At 67.9% G+C, this 20,833-nt stretch carries 18 protein-coding genes and 1 pseudogene; 11 read left to right on the forward strand and 8 right to left on the reverse strand.

The window, feature by feature from the left end:
• The coding region (locus D472_RS25830) for a transglycosylase domain-containing protein (protein ID WP_017605709.1) at positions 1–2,229 on the forward strand (2,229 nt) is incomplete at its 5' end.
• A gap of 57 nt (positions 2,230–2,286) precedes the next feature.
• Here D472_RS25830 and D472_RS0117190 read toward each other — a convergent pair.
• The 4 genes from D472_RS0117190 to D472_RS0117205 all read right to left on the reverse strand — a co-directional run bounded on the left by D472_RS0117190 (position 2,287) and on the right by D472_RS0117205 (position 6,739).
• Positions 2,287–3,363, reverse strand: coding sequence for a glucosidase family protein (locus tag D472_RS0117190; protein ID WP_017605710.1), 1,077 nt, complete (start codon positions 3,361–3,363; stop codon positions 2,287–2,289).
• The gene (locus tag D472_RS0117195) at positions 3,363–4,109 is read right to left on the reverse strand and encodes a methyltransferase domain-containing protein (protein WP_026117797.1); all 747 of its coding nucleotides are present in this window, start codon (positions 4,107–4,109) and stop codon (positions 3,363–3,365) included. Before D472_RS0117195 ends, D472_RS0117190 begins: the two co-directional genes overlap by 1 nt.
• A gap of 53 nt (positions 4,110–4,162) precedes the next feature.
• Positions 4,163–5,521 carry a glycosyltransferase family 4 protein gene (locus tag D472_RS0117200; protein ID WP_026117798.1) on the reverse strand — a complete coding sequence of 453 codons (1,359 nt, stop codon included), beginning with the start codon at positions 5,519–5,521 and terminating at the stop codon, positions 4,163–4,165.
• Positions 5,522–5,710: 189 nt separating this feature from the next.
• Complete coding sequence (locus D472_RS0117205; RefSeq protein WP_017605713.1) at positions 5,711–6,739, reverse strand: MBL fold metallo-hydrolase; 1,029 nt, start codon at positions 6,737–6,739, stop codon at positions 5,711–5,713.
• 362 nt (positions 6,740–7,101) lie between these two features.
• Here D472_RS0117205 and D472_RS0117210 point away from each other — a divergent pair, with 362 nt between their 5' ends.
• Positions 7,102–7,725 carry a TetR family transcriptional regulator gene (locus D472_RS0117210; protein ID WP_017605714.1) on the forward strand — a complete coding sequence of 208 codons (624 nt, stop codon included), beginning with the start codon at positions 7,102–7,104 and terminating at the stop codon, positions 7,723–7,725.
• Between the two features lie 31 nt (positions 7,726–7,756).
• On the opposite strand, the gene D472_RS0117215 is transcribed toward D472_RS0117210, so the two are convergent.
• A complete protein-coding gene (locus tag D472_RS0117215) occupies positions 7,757–9,175 on the reverse strand; it encodes a hypothetical protein (protein ID WP_026117799.1) in 1,419 nt (472 codons plus the stop codon).
• Positions 9,176–9,273: 98 nt separating this feature from the next.
• A complete protein-coding gene (gene nadA, locus D472_RS0117220) occupies positions 9,274–10,272 on the reverse strand; it encodes a quinolinate synthase NadA (RefSeq protein ID WP_026117800.1) in 999 nt (332 codons plus the stop codon).
• A 165-nt stretch (positions 10,273–10,437) separates the two neighbouring features.
• On the opposite strand from nadA, the gene D472_RS0117225 reads away from it, so the two are divergent.
• From D472_RS0117225 to D472_RS0117250, 6 genes are all read left to right on the forward strand, one after another.
• Positions 10,438–11,181 (forward strand): NUDIX hydrolase, encoded by a 744-nt coding sequence (locus D472_RS0117225; RefSeq protein ID WP_017605716.1) that lies wholly within the window; start codon positions 10,438–10,440, stop codon positions 11,179–11,181.
• 40 nt (positions 11,182–11,221) lie between these two features.
• Positions 11,222–11,884: an HAD family hydrolase gene (locus tag D472_RS0117230; protein ID WP_017605717.1), complete on the forward strand. Its 663-nt coding sequence runs from the start codon at positions 11,222–11,224 to the stop codon at positions 11,882–11,884.
• Between the two features lie 274 nt (positions 11,885–12,158).
• On the forward strand, positions 12,159–13,274 hold the full coding sequence (locus D472_RS0117235; protein WP_017605718.1) for an ATP-binding cassette domain-containing protein: 1,116 nt from the start codon (positions 12,159–12,161) through the stop codon (positions 13,272–13,274).
• On the forward strand, positions 13,271–14,098 hold the full coding sequence (locus tag D472_RS0117240; RefSeq protein WP_017605719.1) for an ABC transporter permease: 828 nt from the start codon (positions 13,271–13,273) through the stop codon (positions 14,096–14,098). Before D472_RS0117235 ends, D472_RS0117240 begins: the two co-directional genes overlap by 4 nt.
• Positions 14,095–14,775 (forward strand): ABC transporter permease, encoded by a 681-nt coding sequence (locus tag D472_RS0117245; RefSeq protein ID WP_017605720.1) that lies wholly within the window; start codon positions 14,095–14,097, stop codon positions 14,773–14,775. Before D472_RS0117240 ends, D472_RS0117245 begins: the two co-directional genes overlap by 4 nt.
• Before the next feature lie 41 nt (positions 14,776–14,816).
• The gene (locus tag D472_RS0117250) at positions 14,817–15,716 is read left to right on the forward strand and encodes an ABC transporter substrate-binding protein (RefSeq protein WP_017605721.1); all 900 of its coding nucleotides are present in this window, start codon (positions 14,817–14,819) and stop codon (positions 15,714–15,716) included.
• A 115-nt stretch (positions 15,717–15,831) separates the two neighbouring features.
• Here the strand turns inward: D472_RS0117250 and D472_RS0117255 are convergent, their stop codons facing one another.
• Positions 15,832–16,299, reverse strand: coding sequence for a flavin reductase family protein (locus tag D472_RS0117255; RefSeq protein WP_193373482.1), 468 nt, complete (start codon positions 16,297–16,299; stop codon positions 15,832–15,834).
• Positions 16,300–16,328: 29 nt separating this feature from the next.
• Positions 16,329–18,053, reverse strand: a complete 1,725-nt coding sequence (gene sppA / locus D472_RS0117260; protein ID WP_017605723.1) for a signal peptide peptidase SppA — start codon at positions 18,051–18,053, stop codon at positions 16,329–16,331.
• 124 nt (positions 18,054–18,177) lie between these two features.
• Between sppA and D472_RS0117265 the strand changes: the two genes are divergently transcribed.
• The 3 genes and pseudogenes from D472_RS0117265 to D472_RS0117275 all read left to right on the forward strand — a co-directional run.
• Positions 18,178–18,861: a hypothetical protein gene (locus tag D472_RS0117265; RefSeq protein ID WP_017605724.1), complete on the forward strand. Its 684-nt coding sequence runs from the start codon at positions 18,178–18,180 to the stop codon at positions 18,859–18,861.
• A 150-nt stretch (positions 18,862–19,011) separates the two neighbouring features.
• A complete protein-coding gene (locus D472_RS0117270; RefSeq protein WP_033304113.1) occupies positions 19,012–20,310 on the forward strand; it encodes a M16 family metallopeptidase in 1,299 nt (432 codons plus the stop codon).
• 43 nt (positions 20,311–20,353) lie between these two features.
• Positions 20,354–20,833, forward strand: a pseudogene (locus tag D472_RS0117275) (insulinase family protein); the annotation flags it as partial.

Below are 20,833 nucleotides of genomic sequence, written 5' to 3' on the forward strand. Positions count from 1 at the left end.
GGAGGAGCTAGCCCGGACACGGCCACCGGGCCGGGTGGCCCCAAGGGCCCACCCGGTGGTCCTGGCGGCCCGAAGGGGCCCGGGGGCAAGGACGGTAAGGAACGGAAGAAGCCCAAGAAGCCGCTGTGGTGGCGCATCCTTCGGGTTCTGCTCATCACCATGGGCGTGATGATCATCACCGGCGCGGGTGTGTTCGCCTACTTCTACTCCACCGTGGAGATTCCGGACGCGGCGAAGGCCGATGCCGTCGAACAGGGCTCGACCTTCTACTACGCCGATGGTGAGACCGAGTTCGCCTACCGTGGCACCGACCGTGAGGTGATCGACTACGAGCAGATGGTCGCCGGTGGTGACCAGGTCGTCGAAGCGGTCATCTCCGCGGAGGATCGTGGCTTTTGGACCGAGCCCGGTGTCTCGGTGAGCGGCACCATGCGTGCCGTGTGGTCCACGCTCAGTGGTGAGCAGGTGCAGGGTGGCTCGACCGTCACCCAGCAGATGGTGCGCAACTACTACGAAGGGGTGTCCCTGGAGCAGACCGTGGCCCGCAAGGTCCAGGAGATCATCATCGCGATCAAGGTGGACCAGAGCGAGGACAAGGAGTGGGTGATGGAGCAGTATCTGAACACCATCTACTTCGGTCGTCAGGCCTATGGCGTGCAGGCCGCCGCGCAGGCGTACTACCACAAGGACGTCCAAGAGCTCACCGCCGAGGAGGCGGCCTTCCTGGCCGCCGCCATCCAGCAGCCGACCCGGTTCGGTCAGGCGGACGTGGAGACCACGCCCGCGATGGAGAACCGGTGGCAGTACGTCATCGACGGCATGGTCACCACCGGGGCGATCACTCAGGCCGAGGCCGACCAGATGGAGTTCCCCGCGCCCGAGCCGGAAAAGCCCATGGAGGGCGCCGACATCAGCGGGTACAAGGGGTACATGCTCCAGGAGGCGGTGAGCGAGCTGGAGGACCTGGGCTTCACCGAGGACCACGTCAACCGTCAGGGCTACAAGATCGTCACGACCTTCGACAAGGACATGATGGACGCGGCCTATGAGACGGTCGAGGAGATGGTTCCTCAGGAAAGCCTCCCCGAGGGGGTCAACATCGGGTTGAGCACCATCGACCCGGCCACGGGTGAGGTCTTGGCCTTCTACGGTGGACACGACTACACCACCAACCAGTACGACAGCTCCTTCCGGGGTGCCGCGCAGGCGGGTTCGGCGTTCAAGCCCTATGTCCTGGCCACGGCGCTGGAGCAGGGTTATGGGCTCAACTCCACGGTGGACGGTCGCGGTCCGCGTCAGATCCAGGGTTCTCGGGTGCAGAACGCGGGCAACTCCCCTGGTGGCGTCATGAACCTGACCCAGGCCACGCGGGTCTCCAACAACCTGGGCTTCGTGGAGTTGGCGCAGACGGTCGGGTTCGAGGAGATCCGGCAGACCGCCTACGACGTGGGGCTTCCCGAGGGCAGCATCGACGACGACCAGCTCGTGCCGGTCATGCCGCTGGGCGCCACCAGTGTTCGCCCGATCGACCAGGCCAGTGGATACGCGACCTTCGCCAATGGTGGTGTGCACATGCAGGCGCACGTCGTCAAGGAGGTCGTCAACCAGGAGGGGGAGAACGAGCGGCCCGAGGTCGAGGGGAAGCGCGCCCTGGAGGAGTCGACCGCCTCGGACGTCACCTACGCCTTGGAACAGGTCGTCACCGGTGGTACCGGTACGGCGGCGCGGCTGTGGGACCACCCGGTCGCGGGTAAGACCGGAACCACCGACGGCAGTGTCGCGGCCTGGTTCGTGGGGTACACCCCGCAGCTCTCGACGGCCGTGGGTGTGTACAGCGGCAACAACGAGAGCTTCAGTATTCCGGGACACAACATCTCCGGTGGTGGGTTGCCCGCCACCATGTGGAACCGGTACATGAGCCGGGCGATGGAGGGCTACGAACGGGAGTCCTTCCCAGGGCCGGAGTTCGGCGGCACGACCGAGAACTGGGCACCGGACCCGGCGACCCAGGAGCCTCAGGAACCGGTCGAACCCCCAGAGCCCGAGGAACCGGTCGAGCCCGAACAGCCGGTCGAGCCCGAGATTCCGGTGGAGCCTGAGTTGCCCGAGGAGCCGGGGTGGCCAGAAGAACCGGAGGACCCCGGTTGGCCGGGCGAGCCGGAGCAGCCCGGAATCCCTGAGATTCCACCGCCAGGACGCACGGAGGACGCGCGCACGACTGCTCCATAGGTGATGGAAGGCCCGTACCGAGAGCTTCGGTACGGGCCTTTCGCGCTTCGGTCGGGTTCAGGCGACGATCGGCTGTTGTTCCCAGGTGTGCAGGAACACGCGGGAGCCCGGGGTGGTCCTGGTGAGGGCGTCCACGGCCAACACCACCGCAGCCGTGGTCCAGGTGCTGCGTTCCACCGGCCAGCGCACCTGTTCGCTGAACTGGTATCCGGTCCAGTAGACCCCGTCGTCGGGGTCGCGCAGATGCTGTACCTCCCGCAGGATGCGCAGGCCGCTCTCGTGCTCGCCCATGGCGGCCAAGGCCATCACGAGTTCGGAGGACTCCGCTGCGGTCACCCATGGCTGGTCGCTCACACACCGCACTCCCAGGCCGGGAACTACGAAGGTGTCCCAGCGTTCGGCGATGCGCGCCTTGGCGGCTTCCTCGCGTACGGCTCCGCCCAGGATCGGGTAGAACCAGTCCATCGAGAAACGGGAGCGGTCGGCGAACAGGTCCTCGTGTTCGTTGATGAGTTCGGCCAGGTGAGCCGCGGCGGCGCTCCATTCGGGCCGGTCGTGGCCCAGATGGGCGCCCAAGGCGGTGGCACAGCGCAGCGCGTGGTGCACGCTGGCGCACACGGTGAGCAGGGCGTGGTCGCCGGGTGTGCCGTCCTCGGAACGGGCCCACAGGATCTCCCCGTGGTCGCCCCGCAGGGCCAACACGAACTCCATGCCCTCCTCTACCACTGGCCACATCAGTTCGGCGAAGGCGGTGTCCCCGGTGGTGAGCAGGTGGTGGAACAGTCCCACCGCGGGGTAGGCGGCGTGGTTGGCCTCTCGTAGTTCCGTGACGGGTTCACCCTGGCGGAACTTGGCGGGCCAGCCGCCATCGGGGTGCCGGGCCCGGTCCAGCCATCGGTAGGCGCGTCGGGCCGCCTCGGCGTGTTCGGGTATCGCCAGCCCGGTCAAGGTCAGGGCCATGGCGCATTCCACGTGGTCCCACACGTCGGTGTGGCCGCCTGGGAACCAGGGGATGGCGCCGCAGGGCTCCTGCGCGTGCACCAGGTAGTCCGCGGACCGATACAGCTGTTCGGTGCTGATGATCCCTGGCAGGTGCAGGGCGTCGGGGTCGTTCGGCGCGGGTGTGGTGGCCATCAGGTGGACGTGCCGGCGTCGATGGCTTCGTCCGTGAGTGGTTTGCGGACGTACACGATGACGCTCTTGCCGATGACGGGGTTGAGGAGTCTTTCGGCGACGCGGGTCACCTTGGGAGCCTTGAGCATGTCCCACACCAGGAGTTCGTGGTAGGCCTTGGCCAGCGGGTGCTCGTTGTTGTCGGTGCCCACCGCGCACTTGATCCACCAGTAGGGAGCGTGCAGGGCGTGCGCGTGGTGGTGGGGGCCGATCTGGAAGCCGGTGGCCTTGAGCTTGGCCTCCAGTTCCGCGCGCGTGTAGATGCGGATGTGGCCGCCTTCGTTGGTGTGGTACTCCTCCGAGAGCGCCCAGCAGATGCGTTCGGGCAGGAAGCTGGGCACGGTGATGGCCGCGATGCCGCCGGGCTTGAGTACCCGGTAGAGCTCCTTCATGGCGGCGGTGTCGTGCGGCAGGTGCTCGAAGATCTCCGCGGCGATGACGCGATCGAAGCTGTCGTCGTCGAAGGGCATGTCGAGGGCGTCGCCCTTGACCGTCTCGGCGGTGGCGGTCTCGGGGACCTGACCCTCGTTTCGCATGGCCGTGAACATGGCCTCGACCTCGGCGAGGTCGCTGACGTTCTGGTCGAAGGCGACCACGTCGGCGCCGCGACGGTAGATCTCGAAGGCGTGGCGGCCACCGCCGCAGCCCAGGTCGAGAACGCGCCGGCCCGGGCCGACGGGGAACAGGTTGAAGTCGACGGTGATCAGTGGAGGCTCCCTAGGGATGGTGCTGCGGGTCGTGGTGTGCGCGGCCTGCCGGGTCAGGCACCGTTCGCGCGGGTCCGCACAGGCGGGGTTCGGCCGACGCCGTCGTCGGAGCCGATGCCGGCCCCCTTGACGGTGGCGATGGTGGAGGCGTAGCGCTGTGCGGTCAGCTCGGCCACGGCCTTCCAGGTGAAGCGTTCTTGGACACGGTTCCAAGCGGCGGCGCCCATGCGTTCGCGTTCGGCGTCGTCGTCCAAGAGCGCGGCGAGTTCGCCGGCCAGGAGTTCGGAATCGCCCGGAGGGATGAGACGCCCGGCGTCGCCATCGGTGCCGACGACTTCGGGGAGGGCGCCGGCGTGGCTGGCGATCAGGGGGGTTCCGCAGGCCATGGCCTCTACGGCGGGGAGGGAGAAGCCCTCGTAGAAGGAGGGGACCACCGCGATCTGGGCGCTGGAGATGAGTTCGCCCAGCTCCTGGTCGTTGATTCCGCTGATGAACTCGACTCGGTCGTGGAGGCCGAGTTCGTCGACGAGTTCTTCGGTGGGGCCACCGGAGCGAGGTTTGCTGACGATGGTCAGGTGGACGTCGCGTTCGGTGGCGAGTTTGGCGGCGGCTCGTAGGAGCACGCTGACGCCTTTGAGGGGGCTGTCGGCGCTGGCGGTGCACACGATTCGTCCGGGGACGCGTTCGACTTCTGAGCGGGGGCGGAAGTAGCGGGTGTCCACGCCCAGTGGGGTGACCTCCATGGTGGTGGGGTCGACTCCGAATTCGCGGGCGATGTCGTCGGCGGAGGACCGGGATGGCACCAGGATCGGATCGAGGCGGCGGGCGACCTTGCCTTGCATCTTCACGAACCCGTACCAGCGGCGTTTGGTGAGTCTTTGGAGACCGCGGGCCTCTTGGAGTTCGATGCGGCGGTCCACGCTGATGGGGTGGTGGATGGTGGTGACCAGGGGGATGCCGGCGGACTTGATGCCGATCAGGCCCCAGCCCAGGGTCTGGTTGTCGTGGACCACGTCGAATTCACCCAGGCGGCGGCGTAGTTCGCGGTTGGCGCGCAGGGAGAAGGTGAGGGGCTCGGGGAACCCGGCGGTCCACATGGTCGCGACCTCTAGGACGTCGATCCAGTCGCGCCATTGGCGGATGGGGGGCGCGACGAAGGGGTCGGCGTCGTTGTAGAGGTCCAGGGAGGGGAGTTTCTCCAGGGCGACGCCCTCGTCCAGGGTGGGGTAGGGCTGGCCGGAGAAGACGGTGACCTGGTGACCGAGTGCGGCGAGTTCACGGGACAGGTGGCGCACGTAGACGCCTTGTCCGCCCACGTGCTGCTTGCTTCGGTAGGACAGGAGGGCGACGCGCAGGGGGCGGTCGCCGAAGGGCCGTGGAGTCGGTCCCGTGCTAGTGCCCGACTGGGTCAAGGGTCCACCTCTTCATTGGGTCGCGTGCCCGGTCACCGCCGTGTGCCGCGGGGTTTCGTGGCCGGGTTCGTGGCCGGCGGTCGGTGTCGCCGCCGCGCGGACGTGGGTCGTCGTCGGGAGCGTTCATCGGCGCTCCCCTATGTTACTCGCGAGTTCGCTCGGGGCGGAGCCGGATCGGGTACAGGGATCCTATTCCGGGCGAGGATTCGTGGTGACGGCGGCCCACCGGGGGAGGTCGAGCGAACCGTTGCGCTTGATCAATCCACGTTTTTCCAGAGTGCGTAGGTGTGCGGCGGTTTCGGAGGCGGCCATGTGGCGGGCCGGGACGCGCATCGCCTCCCAGGGGCGGCGCCATTCCAGGCGGGAGGTGAGTTCCCACAGGGTGGTGGGGCCTTCGGCGAGCAGGCTCACCATGAGAGTGAGGCGTTCCTCGTGGTGTTCGCGGATCTGTCGGGTGCGTGTGAGCAGGTCGGTGAAGCGCGTCTCGTGTGAGGGAAGGCACAGCATCCGGTCGGCTTCGGGGAGGTGACCGATGCGTGTTTGGGAGGTCAGGAAGTCGCCGAGCGGGTCGCCTTCGGTGGAGTCCAAGGGGAACTGGCCCACGTGCGGGGTGATGCGGGGAAGGACGTGGTCGCCGGTGAAGAGCAGGTTCCGGTCGGGTAGGTGCAGGCATAGGTGGCCCGGTGTGTGGCCGGGGGTCCACACGGCCCGTAGGTCCAGGCCGGGCACGTCGATTCGTTCGCCGTCGGCGAGGGCCCCGTTCGGTGGGGCCGGGGGATGGAAGAGCAGGGGAGAGGCGCGGAAGGCGTCGATGTCCTCGGTGGGAAAGCCGGCGCGGGCCATCTGCTCGATCACCGAGGCGGCGCGTTCGTCGGGATCGCGTGCGGTCAGCCGAGCCAGGACGTCGATGTCGTGGGGGTGCATCACGATCCAGGCGTCGGATGCCTCGCGTAGACGCCCGGTGAGCCCGGAGTGGTCGGCGTGGAAGTGGGTGATGATCGCGCCTTGGACCTGGTCGACGGTGTGGCCGGTTCGGGCCAGTCCGGCGACCAAGGCCTCCCAGGAGTCGTCGTGGTTCCAGCCGGTGTCGATGAGGACGGGACCGCCGGGAGCGGATAGGGCGTAGACGTAGGTGAAACCGATGGGGTTGTGGGGGACGGGCACGGGGATGCTCCAGAGCCCTTCGCCCAGGTCCTCTATGGGGGGTATCTCACGCATGCTCAGCCACGCCTCTCCAGTGGAAACCGAATCCGGTTCGATTCTAGGGAAAGGGTGGATGGACCCTTCGGGCGGAGTGCGGACAAGATGGTCCGAACGCGTCCTAAGGCAGAGGAAACGTAAAATAGAACGTATTCTATCTAGGTTGTGCGAGTACCTGAAAATTTCCGCCAAAGGCTCGTATTGCCTTTGTCACGTCGGGCGATGAGGTGCGGATCATGGGTTCGAAACAGTGCACCCGAGGGAACACGTTGGATAACGTGTTCTCATAAGGGTCGGCGGTGCTTCGTCGACCTGGTCGAGCCGGTTCTCGGTCCACCGCATCGGCGGTGGGTGGACTGATGACGAAGGAGAGAGACCCAGTGGCGGTGCAGGCAACGATCGGAACGATGACGCGAAGCCAGACCCAGCGTCGCCGGCGTATCGTCCAGACCGCGGCCGCCCTGGCGGTGCGCGGGGGCGTCGAAGCCATGCAGATGCGTTCGGTGGCCGAGCGTGCCGGAGTCGCCCTGGGCACCCTGTACCGGTACTTCCCTTCCAAGATGGACCTCGTCGTGGCCGTGGTGACCGAGGAGCTCGATCTGTTGGAGGGCGGCATCGTCCGCCGTCCACCCACGTCGGAGGCCGCCGCCGGGCGCGCCGTGGACGTCCTGCTTCGTGCCACCCGAGGGCTCATGCGCGAGCCCGAGTTGGCGGACGCCTTGGTGCGTTCCCTGATCATGGCCGAGGTCGAGATCGAACTGGACGTGCGCATCACCGACCTGGTGTGGCGGGTGGCCACCGGTCATCTGCAGATCAGGGAGGCCGACGGCGAAGGGACCAGGGCGGTCGACGTGGATCGGGAGGGCACCGACTACGTCCTGGTCGGTTCCTTGACCAGCGTGTGGATCTTCGAGTTGGTGGAGGTCCTCAAGGGACGTCGTGACATCGACGAGGTGGAACGGCGCCTGCACGTGGCGGCCGAGCGCCTGCTCGCCTCCTTTTGACCACGGAGGCCGTCGCACCGCCCGTGGAATGTCATCCGTCTTTGAACAACAACCCCAGTAGGCCACTGAACAGACCGTTGGAGCCGTCGGACTCCGGCTCCTCACCCCCGGGATCCTCCTCGGGGGTCTCGTCGTTCTCGGGGCTGGGGGGCGGGGCGGTCTCGTCTTCGTTCTCGGTCGTCCGGGGTGGGGCGGGGGGTGGTTCCGATTCCTGTTCCTCACCCGGCCGTGTCCGCTGTTCCTGCCCGGTGTCCTGGTCCGTGCCGGGTTCGCGGGGAGCCTCCGAAGGCAGTCCCTGGACCGTCTCCGGTGTGGGTGTCCGGCCGGAGGGAGGCGGTTCGCCACCTGCTCTCTCGGTCGGTTCGTCCGTGGCCTCGGTCTCAGTGCCCTCCTGGGCCCGCCCGACCTCGGCGGGGCCGGCGTCGATGGTGGTGGGGGGAAGACCCATGGTGCCGGCCCACCACCACAGTCCCAGCACGGCCACCACCGTGGCCAACCCGGACAGGGCCGGCAGGGGCCAACGGCGTCGCTCTTGCAGGGCTTCGGCGGCGGGGTCGTGGTCGGGTGCGGGCAAGGGTGCGCGCACGTTCTCGTGGATGGGGTGGTCGTGGGTGGTCAACCGGTCCTGGGGCAAGGGGCGAGGGGTGGCCGAGGGCATGAGAGGCGGTGCCCCCTCGTTGGGGAGGCCGACGGGGGCGTTGGCGGGGCGGGATCGGTGTACCGGGTAGCCGGCGGTGGTGAGCGGTCGCATGGTCGCGGCGATCTTCTTGCGTTCCTGTGCGCTCTCGGGGGAGGTGCAGGTGTGCACGACGCGTTCGCGCAGTCCAGGAGGAGCTCCGGGAGGACGGAGCAGGGACAGTGCGGTCGAGACCTGGTGGACCTGGGTGCGCCAGGTGGGGTCGACCGCGCCGGCTTCGTCTTCGACCTGAGGTTGCTCGGCAGGAGTGCTCTCGTCTCCTGCGGGGATCCGGTGCAGCCCTTCGGCGGCACGACGGATCGCTGATCGGGAGAGTTCGCCGCACATGTCCGCTTCCAGTCCCAGCACGCGGGCGATGGCGGTGGTGGGCAGGGCGTGGCGCAGGTTCAGTTCGACCAGTTCGCGGTGGCTGGCGGGCAGGCGGGAGAACATGCGCGCCACCGGGGCCTCGGCCGGCGTGGTGGCCAGTCGTGTGTAGGGGCAGGGGTGCGCCAATCCCCGACGTTGACAGGCGGCCCGGACCAGGGCGTAGAGCCAGGGACCGCGGTCGGAGGGGTCGGTGAGTTCGGGTTCGAGTACCACACCGGCGACGAGTCCTTCGTGGACGGCCTCGGTGACGGGGTCCTCCGGTGCGCCGGGGGCGTCGCCGCCGAGTAGGGACCACGCGTACCGGTACAAGGGCTGGGCGTAGGCGTCATGGAGCGCTTCGGCCGATCCCATTCTCACTTCGTCCGATTCGTTGCTTTTGGTCACGATTCTCCCCCCGCCATCTGTAGTGACGCTAGCGAGGGGAGGATCGTGGCGTGCGGAAATCGATCAGCTGTGGCCTGAATGAGACTTGCGTTGTCCGTTCACTCGCCACCGCGCGAGGGCCGGCCGATCGCCACCATGCGCTCCACCGAACGGCGGGCACGCTCGGAGGTCTCAGGGTCGACGGTGATCTCGGTGGTCCCGTGCCGCAGCGAGGCGAGCAGCTTGTCGGCGTCGATCATCTTCATGTAGTGGCACTCGGCGCGTGAGTTGACCGCCTCGAACTCGGTGGTGGTGTTGGCGTTGCGCAGCTGGTGCAGCATGCCGGTCTCGGTGGCGATGAGCACCTTCTTGGCGGTGGTGTTCTCCGCGGCGCTGAGCATCCCGCCGGTGGACAGGACCTTGACCCGGTCCTCGGGGACGGCACCGCTGCCGACCAGGTAGAGGGCGGAGGTGGCGCAGCCGCATTCGGGGTGTACGTACACCTCGGCGTCGGGTTCGGACGCCACACGCTCGCGCAGGGTGTGACCGTCGATGCCGGCGTGTACGTGGCATTCGCCCATCCACACGTGGATGTTCTCGCGGCCGGTGACCCGCTTGACGTGGGCGCCCAAGAACTGGTCCGGGAGGAAGAGGATCTCCTTGTCCTCCGGGATGGACCGGATGACGTCGGCGGCGTTGGAGGAGGTGCAGCAGATGTCGGTCTCCGCCTTGACCGCGGCGGTGGTGTTGACGTAGGCGACCACGACCGCCCCGGGGTGCTGGGCCTTCCAGTTCCGCACGTCCTCGGCGGTGATGGTGTCGGCCAGCGAGCAACCCGCGTTGGGGTCGGGCAGCAGGACCGTCTTCTGCGGAGCCAGGATCTTGGCGGTCTCGGCCATGAAGTGCACACCGCAGAACACGATGGTGCTCGCCTCGACGCTCGCGGCCAGACGGGACAGTGCCAGGGAGTCGCCGGTGTGGTGCGCCACGTCCTGGATCTCGGGACGCTGGTAGTTGTGCGCGAGGATGACGGCGTCGCGCTCCTCTGCCAGGCGGCGGACCTCGGCGGCCCATTCCTGCCTGGTCATGGTGTCCGCTGTTGCGGTGACCGATGCCATGTCCTACTACTTCCTTGAGGCTGTGGGCTCGACGTGGGATGCCGCGCCGGGGGAGGTCGGTGCGGGTGACCAGGTTTTAGCCTGTCAGGCACAAACCTGTTTCAGCCTAACATGGCAGTGAACGGGAGGGACAGGGTGGATATCCCGGAAGTAAACGGACAAGCCATGGTGACCGGGGCGGAAGCGAGCGCTACGGCCCGCCCCCAGGGGCTGGGCGCGGGGGCGCTCTCGGCGCATGAGGCGCTCGCCGTGGTCCTACAGATCCGGGCGGGTGAACTGTGCGTCCTGCTGTGGCGGCGGGCTCTCCCGCCCTGTGAGGGGGAGTGGGCCCTGCCCGGCGGCCGGCTCGGAGCCGACGAGAGTCTGGGCGCCTCGATCCGTCGCCAACTCGCCCAGAAAGTGGACGTTCGTGATTTGAGTCACCTGGAGCAGTTGGAGACCCGTAGCGAGCCCGACCGCGATCCACAACGGCGTACCCTCGCCACCGCCTACCTGGGGCTGGTCCCCGCCGACATCGACCCCGTGGTACCCGACGACACTGGCTGGGACTCCGCCGGCGACCTGCCTCCGATGGCCTTCGACCACGCCTCCATCGTTCGCTCCGGACGGCGACGGCTGCGCTCCAAACTCAGCTACACCAACGTCGGTTTCGCCCTGGCCCCGCCCGAGTTCACCATGTCGCAGCTGTCCGGCCACTACCGGGCCGCGCTCGGTCACGACGTGGCCGCCACCAACCTGCGCCGGGTCCTGTTGCGCCGTGGACAGATCGAGGAGACCGGCCGTTCGGTGCCCTCGGGCCGCTCCGGCGGACGTCCCGCCGCGCTGTTCCGGTTCCGCACCCGGCAAATGGAGGTCACCGACGCCTTCGCCGTCCTGCGTCCACCCAACCAGGGCCCGCCGGTGTCCTGAGAAAGGCCGGATACACTCACTCACCGTGGCAATTCGTACTGTGGTGTTCGACGTCGGCGAGACTCTGATCGACGAGACACGCATCTTCGCGCGTTGGGCGGACCGCTTCGGCATCCCGCACATGGCCTTCTTCGGCACCATCGGTGGCGTGATCGCCTCCGGAGGGACGTTGACCGATGGGTTCCGTCTCCTGGTCCCCGGTTTCGACCTGGCGACCGAGAGTGCTCGGTGGCGTGCGGAGGAACCCGATGGCGATCGTGAGCACTTCACCGAGAGCGACCTGTATCCGGACGTTCGCCCGGCCTTCGCCGCCATGCGCGAGGCCGGACTGGACCTGATCATCGCAGGGAACCAGCCCATCGAGGCCGGCCCCGCGTTGAGCGCGATGAACCTGGGTGTGACGAGCATCGGCATCTCCGATGAGTGGGGGGTCGCCAAGCCCCGGCCGGAATTCTTCGAGCGGACCCTGGAACTGGCGGACAAGAGCACTCCGGGCATCACCGCCGGGGAGATCCTCTACGTCGGTGACCGCGTCGACAACGACGTTCTACCCGCACGCGCGGCCGGGATGAACACGGCCCTGTTGCGCCGGGGCATCTACGGGTACCGGCACGCGGCCGGCCCCGAGGCGGCCCAGGCCGATGCGATCTTGGACGACCTCCACCAGGTCGCGGAATGGGCGATGGTCCGCGTCGCGGACTGAAACGAAGCTCCTCTTGTGGTGTGTTCGTGTCGTGCCGACTCGCCATCGCCGTGCCGGGGTCCTCGCCTGTTCGTGGGCATGGTCGCGTAGACGTGCCCGAACGTAGAAGATCTCGGGCGAGCGGTGCGTCCGACACCGTTCGAAGTGCGCGCGGTTCCGACGTGGCATCGGATGTCACTCGTGGATGACGCTGAGGAACGGTAACGTCGCAACGGTCTTCGCCGGCGGCCCCGCTCCGCTCCGCCGGTGCCGTCCCGCCCCGAAGGAGAGCCCGATGATCACGTTCGAGGGTGCAGCCAAGATCTATCCCGACGGCACGGTCGCCGTCGCTCACCTGGACCTGACCGTCGAGAGCGGACGCACCACCGTCTTGGTGGGGCCCTCCGGCAGTGGCAAGACCACCTCCTTGCGGATGATCAACCGCATGGTCGAACCCACCCACGGGACCATCCGCGTGGACGGCCACGACATCCGAGCGCAGGACCCCGCCCGGTTGCGCCGTTCCATCGGCTACGTCATCCAACAGGCGGGTCTGTTCCCGCACCGCACGATCCTCGACAACATCGCCACCGTCCCCCTGCTCTTGGGATGGCGGCGTCGCAGGGCACGGGCACGGGCGGCCGAACTCATGGAGTTGGTCGGTTTGGAATCGGCGCAGGCCAAGCGTTACCCCCACCAGCTTTCCGGAGGACAGCAGCAAAGGGTCGGGGTCGCGCGTGCCCTGGCCGCCGACCCACCGATCCTGCTCATGGACGAGCCCTTCAGCGCGGTCGACCCGGTGGTGCGCACGAGCCTGCAGGACGAATTGCTGCGTTTGCAGCGGGAGTTGCGCAAGACCATCGTGTTCGTCACCCACGACATCGACGAGGCCGTACGGTTGGGCGACCGGATCGCGGTTTTTCGCCCCGGGGGAGAGCTCGCCCAGTACGACACCCCAGAACGGTTGCTCGCCGAGCCCGTGGACGAGTTCGTCGAGTCCTTCGTCGGCTACGACCGGGGGGTGCGTCGGCTGTCCTTCTTCCCAGCGCGAGGACTCTCGCTCCGCCAGGACATGGTCTTCGAAGCACAGGACCGGGTCGAACGGGCTCGTGAGGCGGTGGTGGCCGGCGAGGATCCCTGGGTATTGGTGGTGAACGAACGTCGTGCCCCCCTGGGCTGGGTGAGCGCCCGACAACTCACCGAACAACCGAGTGGGCTCACCCTCGGTTCATTGGACAAGGCCCCCTTCGGCCACACCTTCGACGTGGCCACCGACTCCCTGCGCGCGGCGTTGGACGCGGCCGTGCTCTCCCCGGCCGGACGGGCCGTGGGGGTGGACGCCGACGGTCGCGTCCTGGGCGTGGTGTCCCAGGAGGATCTGGGCGGCGCGATCTGGTCGGTGACCGAATGATCATCGCGGACGCCGCACAGGTGGCGGCCCTGGACTGGGTCCTGCGGATGGTCGATTGGACCACGGCCAACTGGAGTCACCCGAACGAGCCCGGCCGCGGGGTCTTGCCCCGGCTGTTGGAGCACATGCGTCTGTCGTACGTGTCCATCATCATCGGATTGGTCATCGCGCTGCCCTTGGGGCTGGCCTGTGCGCGTTGGCGTTCGGTCTATCCACCGGTGCTCACCGGGGTGAACGTGCTCTACGCGGTGCCCTCCATCGCCCTGTTCTTCCTGATGCTGCCCTACACCGGTTTCAGTGACTGGACGGCGATCGTACCGCTGGCCCTGTACACCCTCGTGATCTTGTTGCCCAACGTGGTGGACGGGCTGCGCCAGGTGCCCGAACACGTGCGGCAGGCCGCCGTGGCCATGGGTTTCGGTCCACTACGCCGTCTGGTGTTCGTGGAGCTACCGGTGGCGGTCCCGGTGATCGTCGCCGGGCTCCGGGTGGCTTCGGTGGCCACCATCAGCATGGTCAGCGTCGCCTCTTTGGTGGGCTTGGGCGGTCTGGGACAGCTCATCGTCAGCGAGGGATTCCGTCGCCAGTTCGACGCGCCCATCGTGGTGGGCATCGTCCTGTCCGTCCTGCTCGCCTTGGCCACCGACGCCGTGCTCGTGCTCGCCCAACGACTGCTCACCCCGTGGACGCACACCGGGAAGGGGCCTTCGCCACGGTGGGGGCGCCCGTCACGGAGGAGGGCGACCCGTGCCGAGGCCGCCGCCGCCGATGGTGCCGCTCGGGTCCCCACCGGCACCACCTCCGAGTACCGGGAGTCGCGATGAACATCATGACCCTGCTGGTCGAGTGGTTCAGTGACCCCGCCCAGTGGAGCGGGCCCGCCGGGATCCCCACCCGGTTGGTCGAGCACGTCTACTACTCGCTGCTCGGGCTGGGGCTGTCCACCGTCATCGCCGTACCGGTGGGGCTGCTCACCGGGCACACCGGTGTCGGTGGGTTCCTCACCACCAGCCTCGCCAACTTCGCCCGCGCCCTGCCGACCATCGGCGTGCTCTTCCTCATCGTGCTCTTGGCCGGTATCGGGTTGGTCCCGGTGGTGTGCGCGTTGGTGGCCCTCGCCGTTCCCCCCATCCTGGTCAACACCCATGAGGGGGTGCGAGGCGTCGATCCCGGACTCAAGGACGCCGCGTTGGGAATGGGCATGCGTGGCCGAGAGGTCCTGTTCAAGCTCGAACTACCGGTGGCCACCCCGCTGATCCTCATGGGTATGCGTACGGCCGCCGTTCAGGTCGTGGCCACGGCCACCATCGCCGCCTACGTCGGTGTGGGGGGTCTGGGACGTTACATCGTGGACGGGCAGGCTCGTCAGGACCTGTCGATGTTGCTGGGCGGTTCCGTCCTGGTGGTGGCACTGGCGGTGCTCACCACACTCCTGTTCGCGGGGCTGCGGCGGGTTCTCGTCGCACCCGGGCTGCGCGCCGAGGCCGCGGCGGCGCGCTGAATGGGTGGCCCCGAACCATGTTCCCAAGAGAGGGTTCTGACATGTACAAGAAACTGGCCCTGGCCGGATTCCCCCTGGTGTTGACACTGAGTGCGTGTGGTGCCGAGGACCCCTTCCAGGAGGAAGGAGGCGGCGCCGAGGGTGGTGAGGCCATCGTCATCGGCTCCGCCGACTTCCCCGAGAGCGGCCTGCTGGCCGAGGTCTACGGCCGTGCCCTGGAAGCCGAGGGGATGGAGGTCTCCTACCAGCTCAACATCGGCAGCCGCGAGGTCTACTACTCACAGATCGAGTCGGGCAACCTCACGCTGTTCCCTGAGTACAACGGTGCCATCCTGACCTACCTGGACGAGGAGGCGCCCAGCGGCGACTCCGAGGAGACCAACGAGTCGCTGGTGGAGGTCCTGCCCGAAGGGCTGGAGATCCTGGACTCCTCCGAGGCCGAGAACAAGGACTCCGTGACCGTCACCCAGGAGGTCGCCGACGAGTACGACCTGACCACCCTGGCGGACCTGGCCGAGGTGGCCGATGGGTTGGTCTTGGGCGGCCCTCCGGAGTTCGAGACCCGTCAGCAGGGCGTGGTGGGCCTGGAGTCGGTCTACGGCGTGGAGTTCGGTGAGTTCCGTTCGTTGGAGGTCGCCCTGCTCACCCAGGCGCTTTTGGACGACGACATCCAGGCCGCCAACCTGTTCACCACCGACCCGCAGATCGCGGAGGAGGACTTCGTGGTCTTGGAGGACCCGGAGAACCTGTTCGGGGCCCAGAACATCACTCCCTTGGTCAACGCCGACCAGGTCGACGAGACCGCTCGGGAGGTCATCAACGCTGTCTCCGCGACCCTGACCACGGACGAATTGACCGAGCTGAACCGGCGGGTGGTCATCGACAACGAGAACGCCGCCGACGTCGCACAGGAGTGGCTGGAGGAGCGGAACCTGGCCTGATCCCGCCTTCACGCACGGGCTCGGGTCGGAGTACGTACTCAGGCCGGGACCGTATCGAACACACGTGTGGGGGTGGATTCGACGCCCACCCCCGCACGTGCTCGGAGTCGAGGCTTCAGCGTTCCACGGTGTGGTAGCGGCCGTCCCAGCGCACCATCGCTCGGCCGGGGTGGCCCGTGCCGACCTCGGGGAGGCCCATCACGTCGGCGAAGAACACCACGTGGTCGCCGACCTCCACTCGTTGACGCACCGAGCACTCCAGAGCGGCCAAGGCATCGTCCAACACGATCGCGCGAGTGTGTTCGCCCCGGTGGTGGGGCTGCCCCGACACCAACAGACGGGCACTGGGCCGGCCCTCGGCGGCGAAGCGTCCCGCCAGGGCGCGCTGGTGGGCACCGAGCACGCTCACCGCGAAGGCGCCCACCTCCTCCACGACTTCGGCGACGTAACCCTCGGCGCTCACGCTCAGCATCACCACTGGAGGATCCACCGACACCGACACCAGCGCGCTCACGGTCGCCCCGATGTCGTCGCGCCCGTCGGCGATGGTCACCACCGTCACCCCGGTCGGCAGCATCCTCATGGCCTCCAGGTAGGCGCCCCCGGCCACACTCAACGAATCTCCCACACGCCGGGCATGCTCAGTGGGCCGGCGGTGGGCAGACCCAGTCGGGCGGCCACGTGTTCCAGGGAGCCCCAAGCACTCAGGACGGTCTGCGGCTCGTTCGCGGACAGGTCTTCGCTGGACTCGTGCCGGCGCAGTCGGTCCAAGGGGTGCGTGCGTGGGAACGAGCGCACCGGTAGCGCTCCGGCCCCGGCCTTGTCCCGGGCCAGCCGCACCGCGGTCTCCACACCACCCAACTCGTCGACCAGGCCACGTTCCAAGGCGTCCGCCCCGGTCCAGATCCGTCCCTTGGCGACCTCGTGGATCTCGTCCCAGGTCCTGCCGCGGGCGGCGGCCACCTTGGTGACGAAGTCGTCGTAGATGGTGTCCAGGAGGGTGTTGATCCGCTCCCACTCGGAGTCGCTGAACCCCTTCTCGGAGTCGAACATGCCGGCGTGCGCGCCCTGTTGGACCGAGTCGGAGGTGATACCGAAGCGTTCCTTGAGCGCGCCCAGCACCATCTTTCCGGTGAGTACCCCGATGGATCCGGTGATGGTGGCGGGCTGGGCCACGATCGCGTCCGACCCCAAGGCCACGTAGTAGCCGCCCGAACCGGCGACGTCGCCCATGGTGGTGATGACCGGTTTGCCGGCCTCACGGGTCAGTTGGCTCTCCCTGCGGATCAGGTCCGAGGCGATCGCGGAACCGCCGCCGCTGTCCACTCGGAACACCACGGCCCTGACCCGGGGGTCTTGGCGGGCGGCCCGGAAGGCGGCGCAGACGGTGTCCGACCCCATCACGGGGCCGCTCAACGGGGTGTGGCGGCTCTTGCCCAAGGTGATGCCGCCCTGGGCGGAGATCAGGGCGATGTGGTCATCGGTGTCCGCGAACTTGGGCTTGGGCGGTGTGGCGTGCCGGTGGTGGTAGCGGGTGACGAAGCGCAGGGTGGGTTCGGGTGCCTTGTCCTGCCGACCACGTACCTGCTCGTCGAGTTCGGCGTAGACCTCGTCCCGGTAGGCGAGCCGGTCGACCAGACCGGAGTCCAGCGCCTCCTGTGCCAGGATCGGGGCGGTGTCGATGAGCTCGCGCACCCGTTCGGTGGTGAGTCCTCGGGTCGTGGCGACCGCCTCGACGATCTGGTCGTTCATGGACTCCACGATCCGGCCGATGGCCTCGCGGTGGCTATCGGTGTAGCCGGTCCGGGTGTAGGGATCGATCGCGTTCTTGTACTCGTGGCGTGCCCCGCCCTCGAACTTCACGTCGAGTTTGTCGAGGGCGCCCTTGATGAAGGTGGAGCGCGACATCAGGCCGCTCAGCCCCACCAGGCCGGTGGGGGACAGGGCGATCCGGGAGAAGGCGGTGGCCAGGTAGTAGGGCAGGGTGCCGGCCCCGGCCTCGCCGAAGGTGTCCGCCCAGGCCACCGCGGGCTTACCGGTGGCGCGGAAGTCGGTGATGGTGTCACGCAGTTCCTGTACCTTCGCCGGTCCCAGGGACCGGGTGTCCACCCGAACGATGAGGGCACCCACCTTCGGGTCGCGGGCGCCCCGGCGGATACCCTCCACGATCTCCAGGTACTGCTGTTTGCGGCGGTTCATGATCTGGCTGAGGGGATCGCCCGGCGCTTCGTCGGCCACCCCTTCGGTCAGGTCCAGTTCCAGTATCAACGGGCCTTGGGGGCGAGGGCCGAAACGGTTGAGGGACAAGGGCTCAGTGATCTTCGCGAGGTCCACCATGGGCCCAGGGTAGTGGTGACGGTCGCGCGGTGCGTCGAGCGCGCGGGGGCGCTAAGGTCGACTGTGCTCCGAACCGGTGGGACCACGGTTTCGCGGAGACCTACACAGAAGGGCGGGACGAACGATGTCGGGCGCGACGGGCCAGGTACGGCGGCGTGTGCGGATGGGTGGTCGTGCGGTCACGGTCGCGGCGGCGGCTCTGTTGACCCTGGGGGCTTGCGGTTCCACCGAACCGGAGGAGATCGAATTGGAGCGTGGGGAGAGCGGCATGATGCCCGCGATCGAACCCCCCGGTCCCGAGGGCTTCGACGGTGTCGAGATCGGTGGGGTCGCGATCGAGGCCCCCGAGGGCTGGGAGGTCCAGAAAGAGGGCGGACAGTTGTGTCTGACCCCGCCCGGGCAGAGCGCCTGCGCCTACGGCTCCGTTCGTTTGGTCCCCAAGCAGGCCGAGGGGCACCCGCAGAGCTGGCCCAAGAAGGACGACGCCTTCTACGACGACGATGGCTGGGCGGACGACACCGGTAGTTGCCGAAGCCTCAACACCGCCGCCTCCGGCAACATCGGGGTGGAGGGGGCCACGCTCACCAGCGGTCATGGCAACGTCTTCGAGCACGCCGATGGTCTCAAGTCCCACCACTCGATCTGGAACGTCACCTGCGACAACGACGACACCTTCGAGGTGCGTATGTGGTTCCTGCCCGAGAGCGACGTGCTGCTCTACGTGTGGTCGGTCGACGCCCAGTACAGCGCTCTCTACGATGAGATCGCCGCGTCGATGGACACCACCGAATATCGCGCGAACTCCTAGCCCTTCCGGGCTCACGGTCGGCCTGTCGATCCCGAAGAAAACCCCGCGGATTGCCCGAACCTCGTGCCCTCGGCGCGCCTTGAGGCCATAGGGTCGTAGTCGGTGAAGCAGACAACGGAACTTGATGGGGTGCATGCGCTGGTGACCAGCATGGGAACGGCGGGACGGGTCGAGCAGTACACGCTGGACAACGGGTTGCGTCTGGTGACGGCGCCGGCCTCCACCGGCCAGGTCGCCGCGGTCAACCTCTGGTACGGCGTGGGTTCGCGCCACGAGGTGCCCGGGCGCACCGGATTCGCCCACCTCTTCGAACACCTGATGTTCCAGGGCACCGGGAACACCGACAAGGGTGACCACTTCGACGAGGTCGAGCGATTGGGGGGCGAGATCAACGCCTCCACCTCCACCGACCGCACCAACTACTTCGAGACGGTCCCCACCCACGCTTTGGACCTGATCCTGTGGCTGGAGGCCGACCGACTGGCCACACTGCGCGAGGGCATGACCCAGGAGGTCCTGGACAACCAGCGTGACGTGGTCAAGAACGAGCGCCGTCAACGCTATGAGAACCAGCCCTACGGCACCGCCCTGGAACGCATCCTGCGCCTGGCCTACCCGGAGGGACACCCCTACCATCACCCGACCATCGGCTCCATGGCCGACCTGGACGCCGCCGACCTGGACTACGTCAAGTCCTTCCACAAGCTGCACTATGGGCCGGACAACTGTGTCCTGACCATCGTCAGCGACCTGGACTCGGCCGATGTCCTGGCCCGGGTGGAGAAGTACTTCGGTCACATCCCGGCCCGCGAGGAGATCCCCACGGTCCCCGACTCCGCGTTGGTCTCCGGATTGGGCGGGCCGGTCCGGGACGCCGTGACCGAAACCGTCCCCGCCCCCGGCGTGTTCATCGGTTTCCGGGTGCCCGCCTACGGTGAGCGCGAGCACGACGCCGCCCAACTGGCCGCCGCCGTCCTCGGGCAAGGGCAGGGCAGCCGCCTGTATCGGTCGCTCGTCGTGGACCGTCCCATCGCCGCCGACGACGGTGGTGGCGCCGCCGACATCCTGCCGTTCCGGTACACCGACAGCCTGCTGCTGGTGAACATGCTCGCCCGTGAGGGCGTGGACGGTGACGTCTTGGAGCAGGCCATCCGTGAGGAGATCGCCAAGCTCGCCTCCGGCATCGATGACGACGAACTCGACCGGGCCCGCGCCATCTTGGAGCGCGAGCACCTGCACCACATCTCCGGTCCCTCGGGACTGGCCGACACCATCGGCGGCTGCACCCAGCTGTTCGACGATCCCGAACTCGCCTTCACCTGGCCGCAGCGCTGGGCCGACATCACCGCCGAAGAGGTCCGGGTCGCCGCCGAGCGTCTGTTGGTCGACGACAACACGTTGGTCGTGCGCTTCGATCCCGAACCGGAAGCCGACGCCTCCCGCTCGTAACCGAAGGTCCTTGTCGTTCCCTAGCCGCAGAAAGAGCCGCAGCATGCAGCAGACCCGCCCGGACCTCGGTGCCGCCGCGTCCTACACCTTCCCCAAACCTCAGCGTGTCCGTGTCGGCAACGGCACGGTCGTGGCCGTGGACCTCCCCGGCCAGCAGATGGTCTCCCTCCGTCTCATCCATCCCTTCGGCGGTGCCGTCGAACCATTGGACGCGATGGGGGTGAGCGCCCTGACCAGTGAGGTCCTCGAAGATGGGCCCGATGGGAACAGTTCGTTGGCCCCGGCCCTGGAGCGCCATGGCGCCGAATGGGTCTCCCGCGTCAACTGGGACGGGTTCATCACCGGTCTGGAAGCGCCGACCACCCGCCTCGGTGAGGCCGTGAGCCTGTTCACCGACGCGGTCCGTCGGCCGGCACTGAACGCCGATGACATCGTCCGCCGTCGTGAACAGCTCCTGGAGCGTTTCTGGCTGGAGGCGGCCTCCGCCTCCACCCTGGCCATGCGCAGCCTTGGCGGGCAGCTG

It is taken from the genome of Nocardiopsis alkaliphila YIM 80379 (genome assembly GCF_000341005.1).
Taxonomy (GTDB): domain Bacteria; phylum Actinomycetota; class Actinomycetes; order Streptosporangiales; family Streptosporangiaceae; genus Nocardiopsis; species Nocardiopsis alkaliphila.